General features: G+C 68.7%; 16 protein-coding genes. 14 read left to right on the plus strand and 2 right to left on the minus strand.

Annotated features, from left to right (window positions below; genetic code table 11):
* Position 1: 1 nt before the first annotated feature.
* Both F8S13_17765 and F8S13_17770 read right to left on the minus strand, forming a co-directional pair.
* Positions 2 to 1,294, minus strand: a complete 1,293-nt coding sequence (locus tag F8S13_17765; protein ID KAB8141591.1) for an MFS transporter — start codon at positions 1,292 to 1,294, stop codon at positions 2 to 4.
* Positions 1,248 to 1,748 carry a MarR family transcriptional regulator gene (locus F8S13_17770; protein KAB8141592.1) on the minus strand — a complete coding sequence of 167 codons (501 nt, stop codon included), beginning with the start codon at positions 1,746 to 1,748 and terminating at the stop codon, positions 1,248 to 1,250. Before F8S13_17770 ends, F8S13_17765 begins: the two co-directional genes overlap by 47 nt.
* 626 nt (positions 1,749 to 2,374) lie before the next feature.
* Here F8S13_17770 and F8S13_17775 point away from each other — a divergent pair.
* From F8S13_17775 to F8S13_17840, 14 genes are all read left to right on the plus strand, one after another.
* Entirely contained in the window at positions 2,375 to 5,689 is a 3,315-nt protein-coding gene (locus tag F8S13_17775) for a DUF11 domain-containing protein (protein KAB8141593.1), read from the plus strand.
* 261 nt (positions 5,690 to 5,950) lie between these two features.
* Complete coding sequence (locus F8S13_17780; GenBank protein ID KAB8141594.1) at positions 5,951 to 6,244, plus strand: hypothetical protein; 294 nt, start codon at positions 5,951 to 5,953, stop codon at positions 6,242 to 6,244.
* A complete protein-coding gene (locus F8S13_17785; protein ID KAB8141595.1) occupies positions 6,244 to 6,837 on the plus strand; it encodes a DUF4255 domain-containing protein in 594 nt (197 codons plus the stop codon). Before F8S13_17780 ends, F8S13_17785 begins: the two co-directional genes overlap by 1 nt.
* Positions 6,834 to 7,727, plus strand: coding sequence for a hypothetical protein (locus tag F8S13_17790; protein KAB8141596.1), 894 nt, complete (start codon positions 6,834 to 6,836; stop codon positions 7,725 to 7,727). The genes F8S13_17785 and F8S13_17790 overlap by 4 nt, the downstream gene beginning before the upstream one ends.
* 87 nt (positions 7,728 to 7,814) lie before the next feature.
* Positions 7,815 to 9,743 carry a hypothetical protein gene (locus tag F8S13_17795; protein ID KAB8141597.1) on the plus strand — a complete coding sequence of 643 codons (1,929 nt, stop codon included), beginning with the start codon at positions 7,815 to 7,817 and terminating at the stop codon, positions 9,741 to 9,743.
* 30 nt (positions 9,744 to 9,773) lie between these two features.
* Entirely contained in the window at positions 9,774 to 10,229 is a 456-nt protein-coding gene (locus tag F8S13_17800; protein KAB8141598.1) for a phage tail protein, read from the plus strand.
* On the plus strand, positions 10,226 to 12,973 hold the full coding sequence (locus F8S13_17805) for a phage tail sheath family protein (protein ID KAB8141599.1): 2,748 nt from the start codon (positions 10,226 to 10,228) through the stop codon (positions 12,971 to 12,973). Before F8S13_17800 ends, F8S13_17805 begins: the two co-directional genes overlap by 4 nt.
* A gap of 2 nt (positions 12,974 to 12,975) precedes the next feature.
* Positions 12,976 to 13,593 (plus strand): phage tail protein, encoded by a 618-nt coding sequence (locus F8S13_17810; protein ID KAB8141600.1) that lies wholly within the window; start codon positions 12,976 to 12,978, stop codon positions 13,591 to 13,593.
* A 12-nt stretch (positions 13,594 to 13,605) separates the two neighbouring features.
* Entirely contained in the window at positions 13,606 to 14,385 is a 780-nt protein-coding gene (locus F8S13_17815; GenBank protein KAB8141601.1) for a LysM peptidoglycan-binding domain-containing protein, read from the plus strand.
* 183 nt (positions 14,386 to 14,568) lie between these two features.
* Positions 14,569 to 15,639 (plus strand): phage late control D family protein, encoded by a 1,071-nt coding sequence (locus F8S13_17820; GenBank protein KAB8141602.1) that lies wholly within the window; start codon positions 14,569 to 14,571, stop codon positions 15,637 to 15,639.
* Positions 15,640 to 15,680: 41 nt separating this feature from the next.
* A complete protein-coding gene (locus F8S13_17825) occupies positions 15,681 to 16,385 on the plus strand; it encodes a type IV secretion protein Rhs (protein KAB8141603.1) in 705 nt (234 codons plus the stop codon).
* An 8-nt stretch (positions 16,386 to 16,393) separates the two neighbouring features.
* Positions 16,394 to 18,091: a hypothetical protein gene (locus tag F8S13_17830; protein ID KAB8141604.1), complete on the plus strand. Its 1,698-nt coding sequence runs from the start codon at positions 16,394 to 16,396 to the stop codon at positions 18,089 to 18,091.
* Positions 18,092 to 18,099: 8 nt separating this feature from the next.
* Positions 18,100 to 18,492, plus strand: a complete 393-nt coding sequence (locus F8S13_17835; protein KAB8141605.1) for a GPW/gp25 family protein — start codon at positions 18,100 to 18,102, stop codon at positions 18,490 to 18,492.
* Between the two features lie 9 nt (positions 18,493 to 18,501).
* On the plus strand, positions 18,502 to 20,847 hold the full coding sequence (locus F8S13_17840) for a putative baseplate assembly protein (protein KAB8141606.1): 2,346 nt from the start codon (positions 18,502 to 18,504) through the stop codon (positions 20,845 to 20,847).
* Positions 20,848 to 20,875 lie beyond the last annotated feature (28 nt).

Here is a 20,875-nt window from a genome sequence, read left to right on the forward strand (position 1 = left end):
TCTAGCGCGCTCGCATGCGCCGCTCGTAGAGCGTGGCCAGCCCTACCCCGCCCATGCACAGCGCCGCGCACAGCACCAGCGTGGCCGAGACCCCCACATGATCCGAGAGCGAGCCGATCAGCAGCGAGCCGATCGGCGTGCTGCCCGCGAAGAGCAGCCAGTACAGGCTCATCACGCGGCCACGCAGCGCATCGGGCACCGCCAGCTGGATGAGCGTGTTCGCCGAGGTGGTGAAGATGATCCCCGCGAAGCCCAGCGCGGCCAGCAGCAGCAGCGAGAGCCAGAAGTTCGATACCAGCGCGGCCCCGCCCAGCAGCAGACTGAACAGCGCGGCCCCGCCCAGCAGCCGCCGGTTGTTCACCTCGCCCGCGAAGGCCACCACCAGCGCCCCTAGCAGCGACCCCACGCCCAGCGAGGCCGAGAGGATTCCGAAGCCCTCGGCGTTGGTATGCAGCACAAAGCCCGAGATCAGCGGCAGCACCACATTGAAGTTGTAGCCAAACGTGCCGATGAAGGCCATCACCAGCATCACCAGCAGCACGGCGGGGGTTCGCCAAGTATACTGCAGCGCCTCGGCGATGCTTTTGCCAACCGAGAGCGTAGGGCGGGCGGGCGCGGCGCGGAACTCCGCCGGGCGCATCATCAGCAGGCCCGCCAGCACGCCCACGAAGCTGACCGCATTGAGCACAAACGCTGGGGCCATGCCGATTCTGGCGATCAGCACGCCCGCCACGGCAGGCCCGATAATGCGCGCCCCATTGAATAGCAGCGAGTTAAGCGCCACCGCATTGGCCATATCCTCGCGCCCCACCAGCTCGGCCACGAAGGCCTGGCGGGTCGGCGTGTCGAGCGCGTTGATCACGCCCAGCGCCAGCGCGAGGATGTAGACGTGCCACAGCTGGATCGTGCCCGAGACGATCAGGCCGCCGAACAGCGCCGCCTGGATGAGCGCGGCGGTCTGGGTGCCCAGCACCACGCGGTACTTTGGCAGCCGGTCGGCGATCGCCCCGCCAAACAGCGAGAGCAGCATGGCGGGCAGGAACTGCAGCATGGTGACCAGGCCCAGCGCCAGCGGCGACTGCGTGAGCTGGAGCACCAGCCACGACTGGGCGGTGGACTGCATCCAGGTGCCGATCAGCGAGATCAGCTGCCCGCACCAGAACAGGCGATAGTTGCGGATGCGCAGCGCGCGAAACCCACGCAGAAAGGTGGCCAGCGCTGGCGACACGCCTTTGGCGTCGGGGCTATCAGGCGCGCTCGACGCCGCCTGGGTTGTCAGTTTCATTCGTGCCATCGGTAGGCGACCCTTCGTCCTGCGTCAGTATGCGGTGCAGCGCAGGAAGCGCGCGCTGCACTGCGTCGATCTCATCATCGCGCAAGGCCGCCAGCAGCGGCAGCAGGCTGCGCATCGTCTGCTGCTGGGCCAGCGCATATTTGGCGCGGCCAAGCTCGCTCAGGCGTAGCAGCTGCTGGCGGCGGTCGTGGGGCGCAGGGAAGCGCTCGACCCAGCCGCGCAGCACCAGCGCCTGCACCAGCTCGCCCATCGACTGCAGGCTGACCCGCCGCCGCCGCGCCAGGGCCGAGGATGTCTGGGCCGCCTCGGCCAGCAGGCCCAGCACGCGAAACTGCGGCATGGTGGTCTCCTCGCCTGTCTCGCGCCGCACCGCGCCCGCAACAATCCGATTCAGCAGGGGCAGCAGCACGATCAGCTCGTCGGCGATCTGCTCGTGGGTCCAACGCTGGCTCATGGCCTTGCCTCTTCCATTATCAGGCTCCTTTATTATCAAGTTACCTTAGTATCATGATAGCGCGATCCAGACCATTGTCAACAAAAAAAGGCTGCACCACAAAGAGAAATACGGATTGAGTTTGGGGCGCAAGCTCCGTCGAGACGGAACTATGAGACAAAGGTGTTGCTCGTGATCGCCATAGGACCAATGCCTTCTTGCTGATCTGCAAGGGCCTGCCTGCCAGGAATGACAGCATGAACAACCCCTACCAGACCACGAACATAGCAACGCCGTAAATAAAGACTCGGCCCGCTAAAAAGTAAAAATTCGGTTATAAATACAGCAGAATCACCATGGTGTGGCATTTTCTGACCGATCTTTGCGCTTTTCGCCGTTATTCTCTAGCAAAGCTGTGAAAATCTTTGGTATGATTATGAGGGTAGCTAATGCTACCGAAACAAGTAGACTGAAGTTACGGCCACCGTCACCTTTTGATCCTCTTGTTATGATATTGATTATCTGTGGGCACGCTCTGTTCTCATTCTGATACAAAACCGGCATGATCTCGCTTCTAGTTAGGAAAGGCATCTGTGTTGCAACCAACTTCCCCCCACCGCATCACACGGGCGAGGAACCATCTGCCTGTGGTGGTGCTCCTGCTGCTGGCGGCGCTGCTGCCCCAGGCCTCGGCGCACGCCGAGGGCAGCGGCTCGCTCGCCTCTAGCGGTGGCTACCGCCCCTACCTCGAGTGGGCACCAGGAACCTACAACGGGAACATTGAGCGCAAGACTATTCTGAGCGTCTACGTGAACGCGGGCGAGACCATCAACTTGGGATCGAGCGTGACCACCAGCTCGGATGGCCAGGACATCGTCTACCGCAGCCCCGCCGGAACCCAGAACGGCACCTGCGATGTGCTGGCCGGGGGCTACGCCTTCATTGACACCGTAGCCAAGGAGAGCGCCGGCCCGCTGCCGAACGCAGGTGGCTACACGCCCTGCACGATCACCGCCGCCGAGACCGGCATCTACGAGGTCGAGTTCCACAGCCCCGGCTCGGGCAACCCCACGCCTGCCATAGCGGTCACGGGGGCCTTCCCTGCCAACGCCAACCAGGCCAGCACCGTGGCCGCATGGGACATCACGGTGCGCGACAGCGGCGGGGCAGCCAAGCCAGGGCGCGTGTTCACCAGCTATCTGGCCATGAACATGGGGGCCAACTTTGGCAATCCTACCCAGGGCGTCAGCTCCGAGATGTACATCCAGACCTCGGATGGCTACCGCTACCGTATTGACCTGAATAACCTTGACCCATTTGGCTTCATCTTCTTCTCGAATAACAAGGGCTTCCGCGATCTCGCGACCGGCAACGCGCTCTACCGCTCGGTGCAGTTCACCGGCGCCAACCCCGGCCAGCTGCCGTCGACGGTCGACCTGCACCTGCCGGGCACGCCCGACACGGCCACCGACATCACCCAGAAGATCTTCTTCGAGACGCCTAGCAGCGATCTGCCCGCCCAGGCCTCCTCGCCCAGCGGCACCACATGGCTGCTGGTTGCGCCAGTGGCCCCGCCCACGCCCAGCAACTTCATCTTCACCGGCAGCGAGGGCACGCCAGGCGCCGCAGGCACCTCGCCGCTCAATGGCAACTTCTCGTTTGACACGCCGAACAATGGCAGCTACTCGATCATCATCGACGCCAATGGCGACGGCATCTACGGCAACGCCAACGACCGCATCCTGCTGGGCACCGCCACAGCGGGCAGCAACACCGTGCCCTGGGATGGCCGCGATGCCAACGGCATGCAGCTGCCTGCGGGCAATATGACCTACGGCGCGGAGATCGAGCTGTTCGCGGGCGAGGTGCACTTCCCATTCTTCGACGCCGAGCACAACCCCAACGGCATCATCATCGAGCGCGTAGTCGACCCCGGCACCACCGCCAGCCCGCCCGACCCCTACCAGGTGTACTACGACGACACCTACTACTACGACGGCACCAACACCTACGACTACAGCCTCTGCGCGCAGGGGCAGACGCCCAGCGCACCTGCGGCGGCCAACATCTTCAGCGGCGGCTGCTACGGCATCGCGCCCACGCCGCGCAGCGCCCGCGCGGGCGTGCTGAGCACCACTGGCGCGCAGGCCTACAGCGACAACTTCGGCAACATCCGCGGTATTGATACCTGGGTCTACTACCCCTCGCAGAAGGTCGGTCTGGCCCAGCCCTTGGCCCTGCGCGAGTCCGATCTGCAGATCACCAAGACCCACAGCCCGGCCACCGTGGTGCCCGGCCAGCAGATGCAGTACACCGTGACGGTGCACAACGCAGGCCCCAGCGATGTGACCGGCGCGCGGGTGCAAGATACCGTCCCCGCCGCGCTCTCCGGGGTCACCTGGTCGTGCGCGGTCACCACGGGCACTGGCGCGTGCACGTCGCCCACCGGCAGCGGCAACGCGATCGACACGCTGGTGAATCTGGCCACGGGCGCAACTGCGACCTTCACTATTGTTGGCACGCTCTCGCCCTCGGTCGCTGGCACGATCAGCAACACCGCCACCGTCACTCGCCCGAACGACGTGACCGACCCGAATCTGACCAACAACACCGCCACCGACATCGCCACTGTGGCCGAGAACCCGCAGATCGGCGTGGCCAAGCGGGTGCTCTCCAATATCGATAATAACGACGGTACCTTTGACGTGACCTACGAGGTGCTGGTGCGCAACCTGGGCAACGTGGCGCTGCAGCAGGTGCAGCTGAGCGACAACCTGGCCACCACCTTCGCGGGCGCACAGGCCTTCCAGGTGGTGAGCGCACCATCCAGCCCCACCCTGGCCACCCAGGGCGCCTACACTGGCAGCGCACCCAACATCAACCTGCTGCAGGGCACCGACACGCTGGCGGTCGGCGCGAGCGGCACCGTGCAGCTGACCGTGCGCGTGACGCCGGGCACCCTGGCCGGGCCGTATAACAACCAGGTGACCGCCAGCGGCACCACCTCGGGCGGCACGCCCACCACCGACCTTTCGCAGAATGGCAATACCCCCGATCCCAACGGCAACGGCGACCCCGGCGACCCCGGCGAGGACACCCCCACCCCTGTCACATTCACCCTGCCGCCGCCGCCCCAGATCGGCGTGGCTAAGCGGGTGCTCTCCAATGTTGACAACCACGATGGTACCTTTGATGTGACCTACGAGGTGCTGGTGCGCAACCTGGGCAATGTGGCGCTGCAGCAGGTGCAGCTGAGCGACAACCTCGCCACCACCTTCGCGGGCGCACAGGCCTTCCAGGTGGTGAGCGCGCCATCCAGCCCCACCCTGGCCACCCAGAGCGCCTACACGGGTCGCGCGCCCAACATCAACCTGCTGCAGGGCACCGACACCCTGGCCATCGGCGCGAGCGGCACCGTGCAGCTGACCGTGCGCGTGACGCCAGGCACCCTGGCCGGACCATATAACAACCAGGTGACTGCCAGCGGCACCACCTCGGGCGGCATCCCCACCACCGATCTCTCGCAAAACGGCACCAACCCCGACCCCAACGGTAACAGCAACCCGGGCGACCCCGGCGAGGACACCCCCACGCCCGTCACCTTCAAGACGCCTACCGCGATCACGCTCAGCGCGCTCACGGCCACGCGCCAGGCCGCTGGCGGCGTGCTGGTGGGCTGGGCCACCAGCGCCGAGCAGGATACCGCCGGGTTCTCGATCTACCGAGGCGCGACCAGCAGCTTCGCGGCGGCGGCCAAAGTGAGCGGCGCGCTCATCCCGGCCACGGGCGGCCAGCGGCCCGCCAGCTACACGTGGCTGGATACCGCGCCGACCGAGGGCGCATACTACTGGCTAGTGGAGGTGGACACCCGCGGCAAGGCCCACGCCTACGGCCCGGTGCGGGCCACACCCGCCCCGGCGGCTGGCACGAGCGTGATCTACCTGCCCTTGCTGGCGCGGTAGCCCCCACTGCATCAGCGCGGCGTAGAGCGTCGCTTCTACGCCCACATAAGCGGCACGCCCCACAAAGGCGTGCCGCTTCATTTTGGCTAGGCTTCCGCGAAATCCCCGCAAAAAAGACGCCAGTCCGACACGCCAGCAGACGCCGCCGAGACGATCGGCTGCTACACTCCCTGCATCCGAGCAACCAATGGCAGCTGATCCGCGCACCGATGTGCCATGCCACCATGGAGATCGCGTCGCATAGCGTCTGAGTGGTGCAAAATGCGATCAGATCTCCCTGCTGGTGATGATGAGCCGCCCGCACCCCCGAGCCTATCGTTTGTGGTGCGGATATGGTGTGAGCGCAGCGCAGCCGCCGGGCGACGCCCCTGGCACGGTCGGCTGACCGTGGTTCAGCCCGAACGGCGATTCGCAGAAGCGCCGCAGATCTCGTTCCGCACGCTCGATCAGCTGGTGCTCGGCATCGTGCCCTACCTTGAGCGCATGGGCGGCACCGTATCGGCATACTGGCGGCTGCGCTGGCTGCTAGCGCTGCTGGGCCGCAGCAAGAGGTGATGATGGCAACATACCGCGCGGTCGCCTCGACCTGCGAGGCGGTGATGCGGCTGCTCAAGCAGTCGTGGAGCAAGCCGCTGTTCGACAACCAAGATCTGGTGTTCGAGGTCTACCAGACCGCCGATTTCACATCGCCGATGAGCTTTGGGGTCTCGCTGTTCCTCTACCGGGTGAGCGTCAGCCGCGTGCAGCGCACGCCGCCCTCGCGGCCAGGCCCCGATGGCCGCCCGCGCCGCAGCCAGCTGCCGCTGGAGCTGCACATGCTGCTGACGCCATGGGCCACCGACGCCTCGCTGGCCCAGGAGATCCTGGGGTGGATGCTGCGCACGCTGGAGAGCACGCCGATCATCCCCTCGGGCATCCTCAACTCTTCCGCCGATGGCGTGTTCCACGCCGACGAGACGGTAGAGCTGATACCTAGCGAGCTGAGCAACGAGGAGCTGTTTCGGATCTGGGATGTGGTCGACGAGAAGTTTCATGTCTCGGTGCCGTATATCGCCCGCCTGGTGCGGATCGACTCGGAGATCGAAGAGAGCGACGGCGGGCCAGTGCTGCAGCGCGATCTGAACTTCGGAACATTGAGAGAGCCATGAGATTTCTTCCGCTTGAGGCGCTGAGCCGCCGCGCGCCGCTGGGGCTGCGCTGCCTGGATCTGGCGCGCGGCCTGAACGTGACCGACGGCCTGATGGTCGCAGCCTACCCGCTGGGCGGCCCGGCGCTGCGGCGGGTCGCCCAGCGCTCGCCGATGTCGGGCATCTACGGCTTTCGGGCGCTGCCGGGCCTGCGCAGCTACGAGCAGGGCCAGGCCCCCGCCAGCGACTGGTGCGCCGACCCCGGCGACGGCGGGACTCCCAGCGGCGAGGCGCTGCACGATCTGCCGCCGCTGCTGGCGCTGGTGGAGGCCAATAGCACGCCGGTGTCGGCCAACTTTGCGGTGGAGATCAGCGACACGCTGGGGCGCTTTCTGCCCCAGGTGATGCAGATGTGCCTGCCCAAGGAGCACCTGGTCGAAGTCCCGCTGTTCTCGGCACCGGCCCGCCCGCCGCCGCCGGGCAGCGGCGTGGTGCGCGGCGAGATCTACGACCCGGTGGCGGGCGGGCCGGCCAGCTGGGCGATCGTGAGCGTCAGCCCCGAGCCGGGCACCACCTATGTGGGCATGGCCGACGCGCGCGGCATGTTCGCGGTCTCGCTGCCCTACGCCAGCGCGCTTCCATCGTTGGGCGGCACCTCTATCGATCAGCTGGCATGGGATCTGGCGATCGGCGTGCGCTACCAGCCGTCGGTGCAGCGCTCGGTGGCCGGAAGCCCCGCCGACGGCCCGCCCGACATGCGGTCCATCCTTGAGCAGGCGACGGCGGGCATCCGCGACAGCGCCCCCGACGCCGCAGCCGTGGCCAGCATCACCCGACCGATCCGCTTCGGCAGCGACCTGCGGGCGGCCACCGGCAGCGCAGCCCGGCTGCTGATCGAGCCAGCGCCCTAGCGCAGCGCGCCCCACCATAGTGCGCGCGGGCGCACCATGGCCGACACGGCGGGAGCACACGCCCGCCCACACTTGGGAGGAGCAGACATGCCTGAATATCTTGCACCTGGCGTCTATGTCGAAGAGGTGAGCTTCCGCGCGAAATCGATCGAGGGCGTGAGCACCAGCACGGCGGGATTCGTCGGGCCTGCGCGCTACGGCCCGATCAGCGGCGAGCCGACGCTGCTCACCAGCTTCGCCGACTTCGAGCGTATCTTCGGCGGGCTGGATGACCTGCTGCTGGGCGGCGTGCGCCAGCCCAACTACCTAGCCCACGGCGTGCGCGCCTTCTTTGAAGAGGGCGGGCGGCGGCTGTATGTCAGCCGCGTGTACGGCGTGGGGGGCACGCCCTTCAGCTTCACCACGGGCATCCCGGCCAACCACTACGGCCAGTTCGTGCCCAGCGGCGAAACCCCGCCCTACCGCATCATCGCGCGCTTCCCCGGCGCGGCGGGGAACATGACCATCCTGTTCTCGCTGCGGCTCGGGCCAAACAGCGTGACCACCATCGAGGGCGCACGCACGCTCCAGCGGGTGCGGCCCTATGATCTGGTGCTGATCCGCACCACGCCCGCCAACGATGCGACCCCAGGCACCGCAATCATCTCCGGCTCGGATGGGCTGCGCATCGCCTCGCAGAACACGGTCACAGGCGTATGGACGCTGAGCGACCCCTCGGCGGCCAGTGCCGACCAGGATCTGCCGCTCAGCGACAGCCGGTTCGCCAGCGCCGAGGTGCGCCCTCTGAGCGTGATCGTGCAGGTCATCCGCCCGAGCGCCGACCCGCTGCGCCCGAACCCGCCCGAGCTGCTGGGCGAATTTGGCTTCGACGCGCGCGGCGCGGCCTCGCTGCTGGCCACCTTCACCCGCCAGCCCGGGGCCAGGCTCGATGCGCTGACCGCGCCCTTCGCCTTCGAGCTGGCCGAGGCCAACCAAGCAAGGCAGGGCCTGGCGCTGGCCCGCGCGCTGCTGGCCAGCGAGATCAAGACGGAGCTGCTCAAGCTCTCGCCTGCGGCTGCCAAGCTCCAGACCAGCATCACCCTCACGAAAGGCGACGACGGCAGCCAGCCGACCGCTGGCGACTACACCGGCGTCAGCGCGCTGACCGACTACATCAACGACGCGCTGGCCAAGCCCAAGAACGGCCTGGTGGCCTTTGAGGCGATTGAGGACATCTCGATCGTGGCCGCGCCGGGCTACACGGCCACCACCAGCGCCACCGAGCTGGCAGGCATCCACGCCGCGCTGATCAGCCACGCCGAGAAGCTGCGCTACCGCATCGCCGTGCTCGACACGCCGCCTAACTACCTGCCCGAGCAGGCCCTGAGCTTCCGCAACCAGCGATCCTCGAAGTACGCCGCGATCTACTACCCCTGGGTGGTGGTGGCCGACCCGCAGGGCAGCGGGCGGCTCAAGCTGCCGCCCAGCGGGTTCATCGCAGGCATCTACGCCCGCAACGATATCGAGCACGCCGTGTTCAAGGCCCCCGCCAACGAGGCGGTGCGGCTCGCCATCGACTTCGAGATCCGGCTCAACAAGGCCCAGCAGGAAACCCTCAACCCCCAGGGCGTGAGCTGCCTGCGCTTCTTTGACGGGCGCGGCCACCTGGTGTGGGGCGCGCGCACGATCAGCGACGACCCCGAGTGGAAGTATGTCAGCCTGCGCCGCTACTTCGCCTACCTTGAGCGCTCGATCGACCAGGGCACCCAGTGGGCCGTGTTCGAGAACAACAGCCGACCGCTCTGGGATAACGTGCGCCGCACGATCGAGGATTTCCTGTTCAACGAGTGGAAGTCGGGCGCGATGCTGGGCGACAAGCCCGAGCAGGCCTACTTTGTGCGCTGCGACCTCTCGACCATGACCCAAAACGATCTCGACAACGGGCGGCTGGTCTGCCTGATCGGCGTCGCGGCGGTGCGCCCAGCCGAGTTTGTGATCTTCCGGATCGGCCAGTGGACGGCCACCGCACGCGGCTAGTGAAGCCGCATACGCGAGGAGCGAGACGCTATGGCAACCGAGCGCGAGAATCCCTATAGCACCTTCAATTTCCTGGTCGACCTGGGCACCGGCGACACCGGCAGCATCAAGGCGGGCTTCCAAGAGGTCTCGGGGCTGAATATCGAGGTGAGCAGCGCAGAGTACCGCAACGGCAACGAGAAAGTCAACCATGTGCGCAAGATCAACACCATGTACAAGGTTGGCGACATCACGCTGAAGCGCGGCATGATCGGCGCGCTGGATCTGTACCAGTGGATCACCGCCACCCGCAGCGGCGACCAGACCGTGCGGCGCAACATCACCATCCAGCTGCGCGACGAGGCGGGCAGCAACACCGTGATGACCTGGCGGCTCACCAATGCCCGCCCGATCAAGTACACCGCGCCATCGCTGAACGCCAAGACCGGCACCGATATCGCGATCGAAGAGCTAGTGCTCTCATGCGAGGATCTAACCATCGAATGAGCAACTCACTGCGCTACAACGGGCGTCTGCCCGGCGTGGTGGTCAACACCGCGCTCCCAAACGAGCCAGCGCCGCTGCGGCTGGATGTCGCCGGGTTCGTGGGCTTCGCCGAGCGCGGCCCGCTGGACACGCCCGTGGCGCTTGAGGACGTGGCCCAGTACGCGACGGTGTTCGGCGGCGATCTGCCCGTAGCCCGCGAGGGCGGCACGCCGATCTACGCCGCGCTGCCCTCGGCGGTGCGGGCCTTCTTCGACAACGGCGGGCGGCGCTGCTATGCCGTGCGCGTGGCCGGGGCTACGGCGGCCAGGGCGCGGCTGGCGGTGCCCGGCCTGGCGGGGCTAAACGCTGGCCAGCTGGCTCCCGCCAGCGTCGAGGCCGCCTGGGCGGGCCGCTGGGGCGACCGGCTGGCGCTGTGGACCCAGCTGCTGGCCTACCCGCTCAGGCTGATCGATGCGGTGGCGCAGCTCGGCGGCGAAACCCTAACGATAAACCTCGATCTACCTAGCATCAGCACCATCGCCCCAGGCGACCTGCTGCGCCTGCGCTACCACGGCGGCGCGCTGGCCTACTTCAGCATCGACAGCGTGGTAGCGCAGCAGGATCTGCGCACAGCCCTCACCAGGGTGCCGGTGGCGGCCAGCGGGTCGAAGGCCACGCTCTGGGGCTTTCGCCAGAGCGTGGCGAGCCTGCCCGCCGTCACCAAGGTCGAGCGGCTGAGCGAGGCGGGCGCGGCCACGCTGGTGGATGGGCCAGCCCCGCTGAGCACCGGGGCCGCTGGCTACACGCTTGGGCTGCCAAGCGACCAGGCGGTGCGGGCGGGCGACCTGCTGCGCATCCGCTGCGCAGATGGCCAGACGCTGCTATTTGCGGTAGCCCAGGCCAGCGAGGGCCGCGCGACATGCGCCGAGCCGGTGTGGCAGCTGGAAAGCCTGCCGCCGCCCGGCGAGCTGGCCGGGGTCGAGCTGGTGCGCTTCGCCATGCGCGTGCGCGAGGCCGAGCGCACCCGCGAGCGCTATGACGCGCTTGGGTTCGCCGCAGGCGTGGGCGGCTGGCGCAGCATCCTCTGCGACTGGCCCGACCGCAGCCCGGCCAGCGCGCCGCTGCTGCCAGCCGGGCGCTCGGCCCTGCTGCGGGGCACCGCCACGGCGGCGCAGCGCTACCTGCCGATCGGCATGCCCGCCCTGCCAGGGCCGGATGCCTTCATCGGGCCGCACCAGCTGGGCGACGAAGGGCTGGCCAGCTTCAGCCCGCAGGCGCTATTCCTCGACCCGGCCCTGCAGGGGTTCGGCCAGCGCACCCTGATGGCCGAGGCCGAGCGCCTGATCTACCTGAGCAACCCGCCCGCCCGCCTGCGCGGGCTGCACAGCCTCATCCCGGTGGAGGAGGTGGCCATCGTGGCCATCCCCGATCTGGCCCAGCGCGGCTGGCCCGCCACCACGCTGCCGCCGCCGGTCGACCCGCCGCCCGCCGCGCCACCGCCCGCCGCGCCGCCCGACTGGTCGGGGTTCCGCGACTGCGCGGTGCCTGCGCCCACATCCGCCAGCCCCGACGAGATCGTGCGGGCCTTCTACGGCTACCTGCTGCCGATCAGCGCGGGCGACCAGGCCCCAGGGCTGGATGAGAGCGCGCGGCTGCTGCTGACCGCCGAGCTGCGCGCCCAGCTGGAGGGCATCGCCCTGCCCGCCGCCATCGGCGCGGACGAGGCCGGGGTGGGCTTCAGCGTCAGCCAGCCGCCCTGCAGCACCCATGGGGAAGCAAGCACCGCACTGCTGGGCACGCTGACCCTGCTGAGCGGCGTCGAGCTGCACACCGAGTTCACGCTGCTGCGGCAGGATGAGCGCTGGGCGATCGCCGCCATGCAGAGCAGGCTGGCCGTCAGCAGCCCATCCGAGGCCCAGCGCCGCATGGCCCAGCTGCCCCAGCTGCGCCCGCGCGAGGAGTATCTGCCAGACGAGCTGGCCAGCACCCACGCGGCCATGATCCGGCTGTGCGCCGCCCGTGGCGATATGACCGCCGTGCTCAGCCTGGCCGACTTCTACGGCCAGCGCGAGGCCGCCGAGTGGCGCGACCGCCTAGAGCTGGAGGTGGGGCTGCCGACCGCGCAGCCGCTCAGCTATGCGGCGGCCTACCACCCCTGGGTGCGGCAGACCGAGCCAGCCACCCCCGAGCTTGCGCCGCTGCGCGCCACCCCGCCCGACGGCGCGGTCTGCGGCATGATCGCCGCCCGCGAGCGCGAGCGCGGCGTGTGGGTGGCCCCGGCGGGCATCGCGCTGCGCGGCGCGGTGGGCCTGGGGCCAGCGCTCAGCGAGGCCGAGGCCGGAAGCCTGTTCGACATGCCGACCCAGATCAACGTGCTGCGCCAGCAGCCGGGGCGGTTTGTGGCACTGAGCGCCCACACGCTCAGCGCCGAGCGGATCTACTGGCAGCTGGGCGTGCGGCGGCTGCTCATTCTGCTGCGCAAGGCGGCCCTGCGGCGCGGCCAGCAGTACGTGTTCGAGAGCAACAACCAGCGGTTTCGCCAGCAGGTGCAGGGCAGCTTCGAGCGCATGCTGGCGCGCATCGCCCAGCAGGGCGCGCTGGCCGCCTACCAGGTGCTCGCCGACAGCAGCATCAACACGCCCAACGATTATGACAATGGCCGCTTTATCATTGCCCTGAAGGTCGCGCCGGTCAGCCCGGTCGAGTTCATCACCGTCACCCTGCTGCGCTCAAGCGAGGGCCTGCTGGCCGTAGAGGAGAACTAGCCATGCCGAACCCAGCCCTAGAGGCAACCTCGCCGCCGTTCACCACCTTCCGCTTCGAGGTGGTGATCACCGCACCAGGAAGCGGAAGCCCGCTCTGCAGCGCGGCATTTTCCGAGTGCGCTGGCCTAGAGATGAACATGGAGCCAAAGCAGATCACCGAGGGCGGCAATAACATCCAGCAGCAGCACCGCATCGGCCCGGTTAAGTATGGCACGCTTACACTCAAGCGCGGCATGACCGCCAACTTCGACCTGTGGCGCTGGTTCACCGCCGCCAGCCAGCCTGGCCGAGGCAGCGCCGACTGCGTGGTGACGATGTGGGACGCCCAGGGCGCGCCGCAGGTGAGCTTTGTGCTGAGCCAGTGCCTGCCCACCAGCCTGCACGGCCCCTCGCTCAACGCTAAAAATGGCGAGATCGCCGTCGAGGAGCTGCGCATGATCTACACCTCGATGGAGGTGCGGCCCGCTGGCGGCGACACGATTGGCTTCTCATTTGGCGGGGGCGCGGGCTTTGGCATCAGCGCGGGCTTCTCGGCGGGCGTCAGCGTGGGGGCCAGCGTCAGCGGTGGCGTGAGCCTGAGCGGCGGGGTCTCGGCCAGCGCCAGCCTCGATCTGCTGTAAGGAGCATGCGCTATGGGGCTTGTCAAAGCAAAACTCACACCGATGAGCGCCGCCCAGCCACCGCAGCCGCGCGACGCCGATGCGATCGAGGCCCAGTTCAACCCGTCCACGCTCTCGCTCTCGTACAACGCCTCGGGCAGCGCAGGCACGCAGAACGGGGCCAGCGCCGACCCGGCGCAGAACCAGCAGGTGCAGCGCACCACACTGACCTCAAGCCTGCGCTTCGACCTCGTGTTCGACACCACCGAGAGCGGCGAGGATGTGCGCAACACCACCATGAAGATCGCGGCGCTGCTGCGGCCATCGAGCGAGCAGTCGCCGATCGTGCGCTTCAGCTGGGGCACCTTTCTGTTCAACGGCACGCTCACCAGCCTCAGCGAGACGATTGATTATTTTTCCGACCAGGGCGTGCCGCTGCGGTCGTCGGTGCAGCTGGCCATGGCGGGCACCGAGCTGAGCGGCAACACCGCCGCCGGGTCCGGCTTTGCCGCAGGCGTGGGCTTCTCGGCGGGCGTCAGCGCGGGCTTCTCGGCAGGTGCCAGCGCGGGCTTCTCGGCGGGCATCAGCGCCGGGGCCTCGGCGGGCGTCAGCGCGGGCTTCTCGGCGGGCGTCGGCACCACGCCGCTCACGCTGGCCCAGGCGGGCGATAGCATCCAGGGCATCGCCGCGCGGGCCGGGGCCGACTGGAAGGCCGTGGCCAGCGCCAACGGGATCGATAACCCGCGCCAGGTAGCGGCGGGCACCGTTCTGGATGTGAACGCGCGCGCATCCGCCAAGATCAGCAGCGAATAGCGAGGGCTTATGTCAGTCGTGATCAACGATGTCGAGGTTCTGCCCAACGACGAGCAGAAGCAGCCCAGCCAGCCGCAGGCCCCCAAGCCCAGCCAGCCGCAGTCGGCCAGGGATGTGCTGCGGATCATCCGACGGCAGCACGAGCGCCGCGAGCGCCTGCACGCCGACTAGGAGCGCCAGCCGATGACTCAGACCACCGCCTACAGCGCGCTGCCGCACATCGCGATCGCGGGCAGCGAGGATCGCGATCTGGCCGCCAACATCATCGCGATGATCGTCGAGGAAACTAGCGATGGCCTGTACCGCTGCGAGATCACGCTCAGCAACTTCGGCCCCAATCGCAGCCGCATGGACTACCTGTACCTCGACCGCCAGAAGCTCGACTTCGGCACAGCGCTGGCTATCTCGTTCGGCCCGCCGCGCGCCGATGTCAAGATCTTCGAGGGGCGGATCAGCGCGCTGGAGGCCAGCTATAGCCTCGGCGGCACCTCCACGCTCACCGTGCTGGCCGAGGACCGCCTGCAGGATCTGCGCATGACCCGCCGGACGCGCAGCTTCGAGCAGATGAGCGACAGCGACATCCTGCGGCGGATCGCGGGCGAGCACAGCCTCACCCCACAGATCCAGCTGGATGGGCCGACCCACGCCGTGGTGGCCCAGGTCAACCAGAGCGACCTGGCCTTCATCCGCGACCGCGCGCGGGCCTGCGACACCGAGGTGTGGGTCGAGGGCAGCACGCTGCACGCGGCCCGGCGCAGCGACCGCGCGGCGGGGAATGTGCGGCTGGCCTACGGCGTCGGCCTGATCGAGTTCACGGTGCGCGCCGACCTGGCCCACCAGCGCAGCGAGGTGGGGGTGAGCGGCTGGGATGTGGCGGGCAAGACCGCGATCAGCGAGGTGGCGGCCCGCAGCGAGATCAGCAGCGAGCTGGGCGGCGACACCGGCGGCAGCCAGATCCTTGAGCAGGCCTTCGCGCCGCGCCGCGAGCGGGTGGTGCACACCGTGCCGCTCACCAGCAGCGAGGCGCGGGCCATCGCCCAGGTGCGCTACCGCGAGCGGGCCAGGCGTTTCGTGTGCGGCCACGGCTTCGCCGAGGGCGACCCCCGCATCCGCGTGGGCTGCACGGCGGAGCTCAGCGGCCTAGGGGCCATGTTCGATGGCCGCTACTACGTGGTGCGCGCCTGCCACAGCTTCGACCTCGACCAAGGCTTCAAGACCGAGTTTGATGTCGAGCGCGCCGGGATCGGATCGTAGCCCGCGCCCGAGCAGCAAGCGACATCCGGAAAGGCAGACCAGTGATCGACACCTTCGCCCAGCTTGAGCGGGCCGCCACCGGCCCAGGCGGACTCTTCTACGGCGTCTACACCGCGCTCGTGACCGATCTGAACGATCCCGACGGCCAGGGCCGCGTGCGCGTGCGCCTGCCGTGGTCGCCCGACCCCGACGGCGGCAGCTACGAGGCCTGGGCGCGGCTGGCCACCATGATGGCGGGCAACAACCGCGGCAGCTGGTTCATCCCCGACATCGACGACGAGGTACTGGTGGCCTTCGAGGCGGGCAACCCGCGCCGCCCCTATGTGGTGGGAGCGCTCTGGAACGGCAGCGACGCGCCGCCCGCCAGCATGGATGGCGCGTCGCGCAACACCACCAAGCGCATCCGCTCGCGCAACGGCGTGGTGGTGACGATGGACGACAGCGACGGCCAGGAGCAGCTGGTGCTGGAGACGCCCGGCGGGCAGAAGGTGACGCTGCGCGACGGCCCCGGCAGCGTCGAGATCGTCGACAGCAACGGCAACTCGGTCAAGCTCGACAGCGCGGGCATCACCATCACCGCAGCGGCCAAGGTCACGGTCAACGCCGCCACCGTGGCGGTGAGCGCGGGCATGGTCACCGTCGACGCGGGCATGTCGCGGTTCAGCGGGGTGGTGCAGTGCGACACCCTGATCGCCAGCACGGTGGTGGGCGCGAGCTACACGCCGGGCGCGGGCAATATCTGGTAGAGGTACGCATGAGCGCAATCGAGTGGCGCGCACCAGCGCCGATCTGGAATCGAGACCTGATCTCTAGCCCCGCCGCGCTGCGGCCCCGGCTGGTGGCGTGCAGCGGCGACAGCTTCCTGGACAGCTTTCTTGAGCTGATGCAGGGAAAGACGCCGGGCAAGACGCCCCGCGCCATGGCCGAGGCGCTGCTGCCGCTGGCGGGCACACAGAAGCTGTTTCAGCCAGCCCATGGCCGCTACTACCTGCTGGTCGGCTCGCTGGTGTGTCGGCAGGTGGGCCTGCCCGACCGCGCCGTGGCCAGCGCCGCAGGCGAGCGGGTGAGCTTCGTGATCCGGCGGCTGCAGCGCAGCGCCCAGGGCACGCTCACCGGCGGCGAGGAGGCCTGGGTCGACGACGGCCCGCAGCGCGGCTGGCACCTGGTCGATAGCCCCGCCCAGCCCTACCAGGGCGAGGAGCGCCTGCCCATGCACCCAGTGGAGGCATGCGCATCCTACGCCAAGGGCGAGAACCCGTTCGCCTGCGCCTTCGGGCTGGCCGATTGTGGCCGCAGGTCGGTCTACTACGGCTATGTGCCGGTGGGCAACCGTGGCAAGTACGCCGAGCGCATCCCGATCAACAGCGGGGCCGACCCGGCAGCGCAGTTCCGCGCCTTTGTCGACTCGGTGGTGGCCTCGGGCGAGCCCGGCCACGACCCGCGCATGGATGAGGTCGACAGCCGCGTGATCTCGCCCTGGCTGAGCATGTACGCCGACCCGGTGAGCCTGGCCGACCACTCGCCCGCGCCGCCCGACGGCAGCGCGCCGCTTGAGCCGTTCTCGCTGTACTTGCTGCTCGACATGGCCGATGTGCTGCGGCGCAATCTGCCCAGCCTCTATACCGCGCTCGGCACCGATGGCGGCGGCATCGCCAGCGGCAGCCAGCGCCGCGCGCTGTTTGATCGGCTGCGCACGATCACCACCGTGGAGAAAAGTGCGCCGAGCAAGAACCTAACCGACATCCTCGATCAGCTGCGCGATAACGGGCTGCTGGCGCTGGTACAGGATGGGGCCGACGAGAGCAGCGTGAGCGACGCGACCTACCAGGACTACGCCAGCCGGTACATGCTGAAAGGTGCCAGCAACACATCCAAGGGCTTCCTGCTGCCGAATGGCCAGCTGCACCAGCTCTTCTCCGCCGCGCTGGCCGAGGAGAAGGCCGAGCGCGGCGAGAGCTGGCTGCCGCCGCCGACCGAAGAGCGGCTAGGCCTGCTGCGCGACCAGGTGGTGCCGGTAGACACCGGCCCCGAGCCGAGCTACGTGCTGCGCATGATCTACGACCACGCGCCATGCTGCCCGGTGGTCAGCGCGCCCAGCGGCCCGGTCAGCCTCGCGCCCTTCTACGACCCCGACGCCCCGGCGCGGCACATCCGGATCGAAGCCCCCAGCATCAAGCCGCGCGACCTGCGCAAGTACAAGCGCGGGGTGGGCATCGCCATGTCGCCCGAGCTGCGCGATGTGATGAACCGCGTGCACAAGGGCATGCTCGACGACGAGGGGCTGGCCAGCGGGGCTGGCTGGCAGCTGGGCATGATCTGCTCGTTCTCGCTGCAGATCATCTTCCTGGTCGCCATCATCGTGATGTTCATCTTCCTGATCGCCTTCAACCTGATCTTCTGGTGGCTGCCCTTCTTGAAAATCTGCTTTCCGATCCCAGTCAAAGGGAAATGAGGGACGCTATGGACCATGCAGATCTCTATGGGCGCGGGATCGGCTTCCCGCCACGGATCGCGCCGGATGGCCAGCTGGTCTGGTCGACGGGCGAGCTGAACGTGCGCGAGTCGATCGCGATCATCCTGCGCACCCGGCCTGGCGAGCGCCTGCTGCGGCCCGACTTTGGCTGCGGGCTTGACCGCTACCTCTACGAGCCGAACAACGTCGCGACCCTGCGGCTCATCCAGGAGGAGATCAAGCAGGCGATCACCCGCTGGGAGCCGCGCGTCAGCCTCGACGACATCCGCGTGGCCACCAGCGCCGAGGATGAGCGCGCCGTAGAGATAACGATTGTGTACACGCTGATCGCCACCCAGCGCCGCGAGCGGATGGGGCTGACGCTGGCGCTACAGGTATAGGGGGGCGCAATGCCACTACAGGTGCCACAGCTAGATGACCGCAGCTTCGAGCAGCTTGTCGCCGAGGCGCGCGCCCGCATCCCGGTGCACACGCCCGAGTGGACCAACTTCAACGAGAGCGACCCGGGCATCACCATCGTCGAGCTATTCGCGTTCATGACCGAGAACCTGCTCTACCGCAGCAACCGCATCCCCGAGCTGAACCACAAGAAGTTCCTCACCCTGCTGGGGATCGGGCTGCGGGCCGCCGCGCCGGGGCAGGGCCTGATCGCGGTGCGCAACGAGCGCGGCCCGCTGGCGGCGCTGCCGCTGGATGTGGGGCTAGAGGTGCGGGCGGGCCGCGTGCCGTTTCGCACCCGCACGGCGGTGTGCGTGCTGCCCGTGGAGGCGCGCTGCTTCTACAAGCGCCCGCACGCGCCTAGCGACGACGAGAAAGCCCGCTACCAGCTGCTCTACGAGCCGTTCCTGGGCGAGTCGGGCCAGCCCGCCGACTATAGCGACCTCACGTTCTACCGCACCACGCCGCTCGATCAGCCCGAGATCGGCAAGCCGCTGCCCGCCGTCGAGCTGGCCGACAGCCTGGCGGGCACCATCGACCGCTCGCTGTGGGTGGCGCTGCTCGCGCCCGAGGGGCGGCTGGGCACCGAGGTGCAGGCCGCGCTGGCCGGACAGATCCTCACGCTGGGCATCGCGCCCGACCCCAGCGGCGCGGCCCGCGAGCTGCGGCCCTTCAGCTACGCGCCCAAGGCCATACCCGACCCTGGGCTGGTGTTCGAGCTGCTGGTGCCCGACGCCGCTGCGGCCAGCGAGTACGTGCCCGCCAGCTACCGCAGGCTTGATGTGGTGTATGCCGAGAACGTGCTGGATGCGCCCGGCGTGGTGCAGCTGCAGCTGCCCGGCTACGCCGAGATCGCCCGCTACAGCCCGCAGAACCTGAACTTCGACCCGGTGGAGGAGGGCACCGGCGACTACCCGCCCCTGATCGAGGATGCCAGCGTCGCTGCGCGGGTGGCCGCCTGGCTGCGCGTGCGCCTGCCCGACGTGGCGGCCAGCGAGGCGGCGGCCACATCGGCCCAGCAGGCCCGCATCACCTGGGTGGGCACCAACGCCGCGCGGGTCATCCAGGCACTGCCGGTGGTGAACGAGCGACTTGGCGTGGGCACCGGCACGCCCGATCAGAGCTTCCGCCTGGCCAACATACCGCTGGTGGTGAAGCCCCAGGACACGGCCAGCAGTGCGCCGCCCGAGGCCAGCCTGGTGGTCGAGATCCAGGGCCAGGATGGCGCGTGGCGCACATGGGCCCAGATCGACGACCTATTTGCGGCGGGCCGCGAGGACGCGGTGTACATGGTCGACCCCGAGTCGGGGATCATCCGCTTCGGCGATGGCCTGCGCGGCCTGCGCCCGCCGCTGGGGGCGGGCATCCGCGCCAGCTACGAGTACGGCGGCGGGCCGGAGGGCAACGTGGCGATCGGGGCGATCAGCAAAAGCCCCGGCATCCCGGCGGGCTTCGCGATCGGCAACCCGCTGGCCACATGGGGTGCCGACTCGGGCGAGAGCGTGGCCGAGGGCGAGCGCAGCATCCCGCGCTACCTGCGCCACCGCGACCGGCTGGTCACCGCCGAGGACTTCCGCGATGTGGTGCGCCGCACGCCGGGCGTGGATGTGGGCCGCGTCGAGGTGCTGCCGCTGTTCAACCCCAACGCGTTCACGCCCGACACGCCGCAGCAGTTCCCCGGCACCGTCACGGTGCTGGCCATCCCCTGCTACGACCAGGGCCAGCCCAGCGCGCCGCGCGCCGACAAGCTGTTTCTCGATGCGATCTGCCGCTGGATCGACCCGCGCCGCCTGATCACCACCGAGATCTACGTGCGCGGGCCAGCCTACATCCCGATCTGGGTCACGGTGGGCGTGCAGTTTGCCGCAGGCCGCATGCGCGAGCTGGTGCGCCGGGATATCCAGCAGGCCCTGCGCGACTTCCTCTCGCCGCTGGTGGGCGGACCGCCGGTGGAGGATGCCCCGCCGGTGTGCGGGCACGCCGACGCTGGCCCCTGCGCCCAGCGCGGTGCTGGCTGGCCGCTGGGGCTGGAGGTGCGCCAGCAGGATCTGGAGGCCACGATGACACGCGTGCCCGGTGTGCGCTATGTGACCGGGGTGCGGATGGCGGCCCAGCCGCCCGGCGGCCCGCTGGCCAACGACGTGCAGCGCGTGGCGATCGCCGGGCTGCAGCTGCCCTACATGGTGGCGCTGAGCGTCACCGAGGGCGCGCCCGAAGACCCCGCCAGCCTGCTGGGCCTGCGCCCCGCGCCGACCGGCAAGATCTTTCCTGTGCCCGTGCTGCCGCGCAAGTGCTAGGCGCGCAGACTCACACGATAGAGGACGC

Source organism: Chloroflexia bacterium SDU3-3, from assembly GCA_009268125.1.
Classification (GTDB): domain Bacteria; phylum Chloroflexota; class Chloroflexia; order Chloroflexales; family Roseiflexaceae; genus SDU3-3.

Coding starts and splice junctions, on each gene's coding strand:
- F8S13_17765 (KAB8141591.1), bottom strand. CDS start 1,294: ATGGCACGAATGAAACTGACAACCCAGGCGGCGTCGAGCGCGCCTGAT.
- F8S13_17770 (KAB8141592.1), bottom strand. CDS start 1,748: ATGAGCCAGCGTTGGACCCACGAGCAGATCGCCGACGAGCTGATCGTG.
- F8S13_17780 (KAB8141594.1), top strand. CDS start 5,951: ATGCGATCAGATCTCCCTGCTGGTGATGATGAGCCGCCCGCACCCCCG.
- F8S13_17785 (KAB8141595.1), top strand. CDS start 6,244: ATGATGGCAACATACCGCGCGGTCGCCTCGACCTGCGAGGCGGTGATG.
- F8S13_17790 (KAB8141596.1), top strand. CDS start 6,834: ATGAGATTTCTTCCGCTTGAGGCGCTGAGCCGCCGCGCGCCGCTGGGG.
- F8S13_17795 (KAB8141597.1), top strand. CDS start 7,815: ATGCCTGAATATCTTGCACCTGGCGTCTATGTCGAAGAGGTGAGCTTC.
- F8S13_17800 (KAB8141598.1), top strand. CDS start 9,774: ATGGCAACCGAGCGCGAGAATCCCTATAGCACCTTCAATTTCCTGGTC.
- F8S13_17805 (KAB8141599.1), top strand. CDS start 10,226: ATGAGCAACTCACTGCGCTACAACGGGCGTCTGCCCGGCGTGGTGGTC.
- F8S13_17810 (KAB8141600.1), top strand. CDS start 12,976: ATGCCGAACCCAGCCCTAGAGGCAACCTCGCCGCCGTTCACCACCTTC.
- F8S13_17815 (KAB8141601.1), top strand. CDS start 13,606: ATGGGGCTTGTCAAAGCAAAACTCACACCGATGAGCGCCGCCCAGCCA.
- F8S13_17820 (KAB8141602.1), top strand. CDS start 14,569: ATGACTCAGACCACCGCCTACAGCGCGCTGCCGCACATCGCGATCGCG.
- F8S13_17830 (KAB8141604.1), top strand. CDS start 16,394: ATGAGCGCAATCGAGTGGCGCGCACCAGCGCCGATCTGGAATCGAGAC.
- F8S13_17835 (KAB8141605.1), top strand. CDS start 18,100: ATGGACCATGCAGATCTCTATGGGCGCGGGATCGGCTTCCCGCCACGG.
- F8S13_17840 (KAB8141606.1), top strand. CDS start 18,502: ATGCCACTACAGGTGCCACAGCTAGATGACCGCAGCTTCGAGCAGCTT.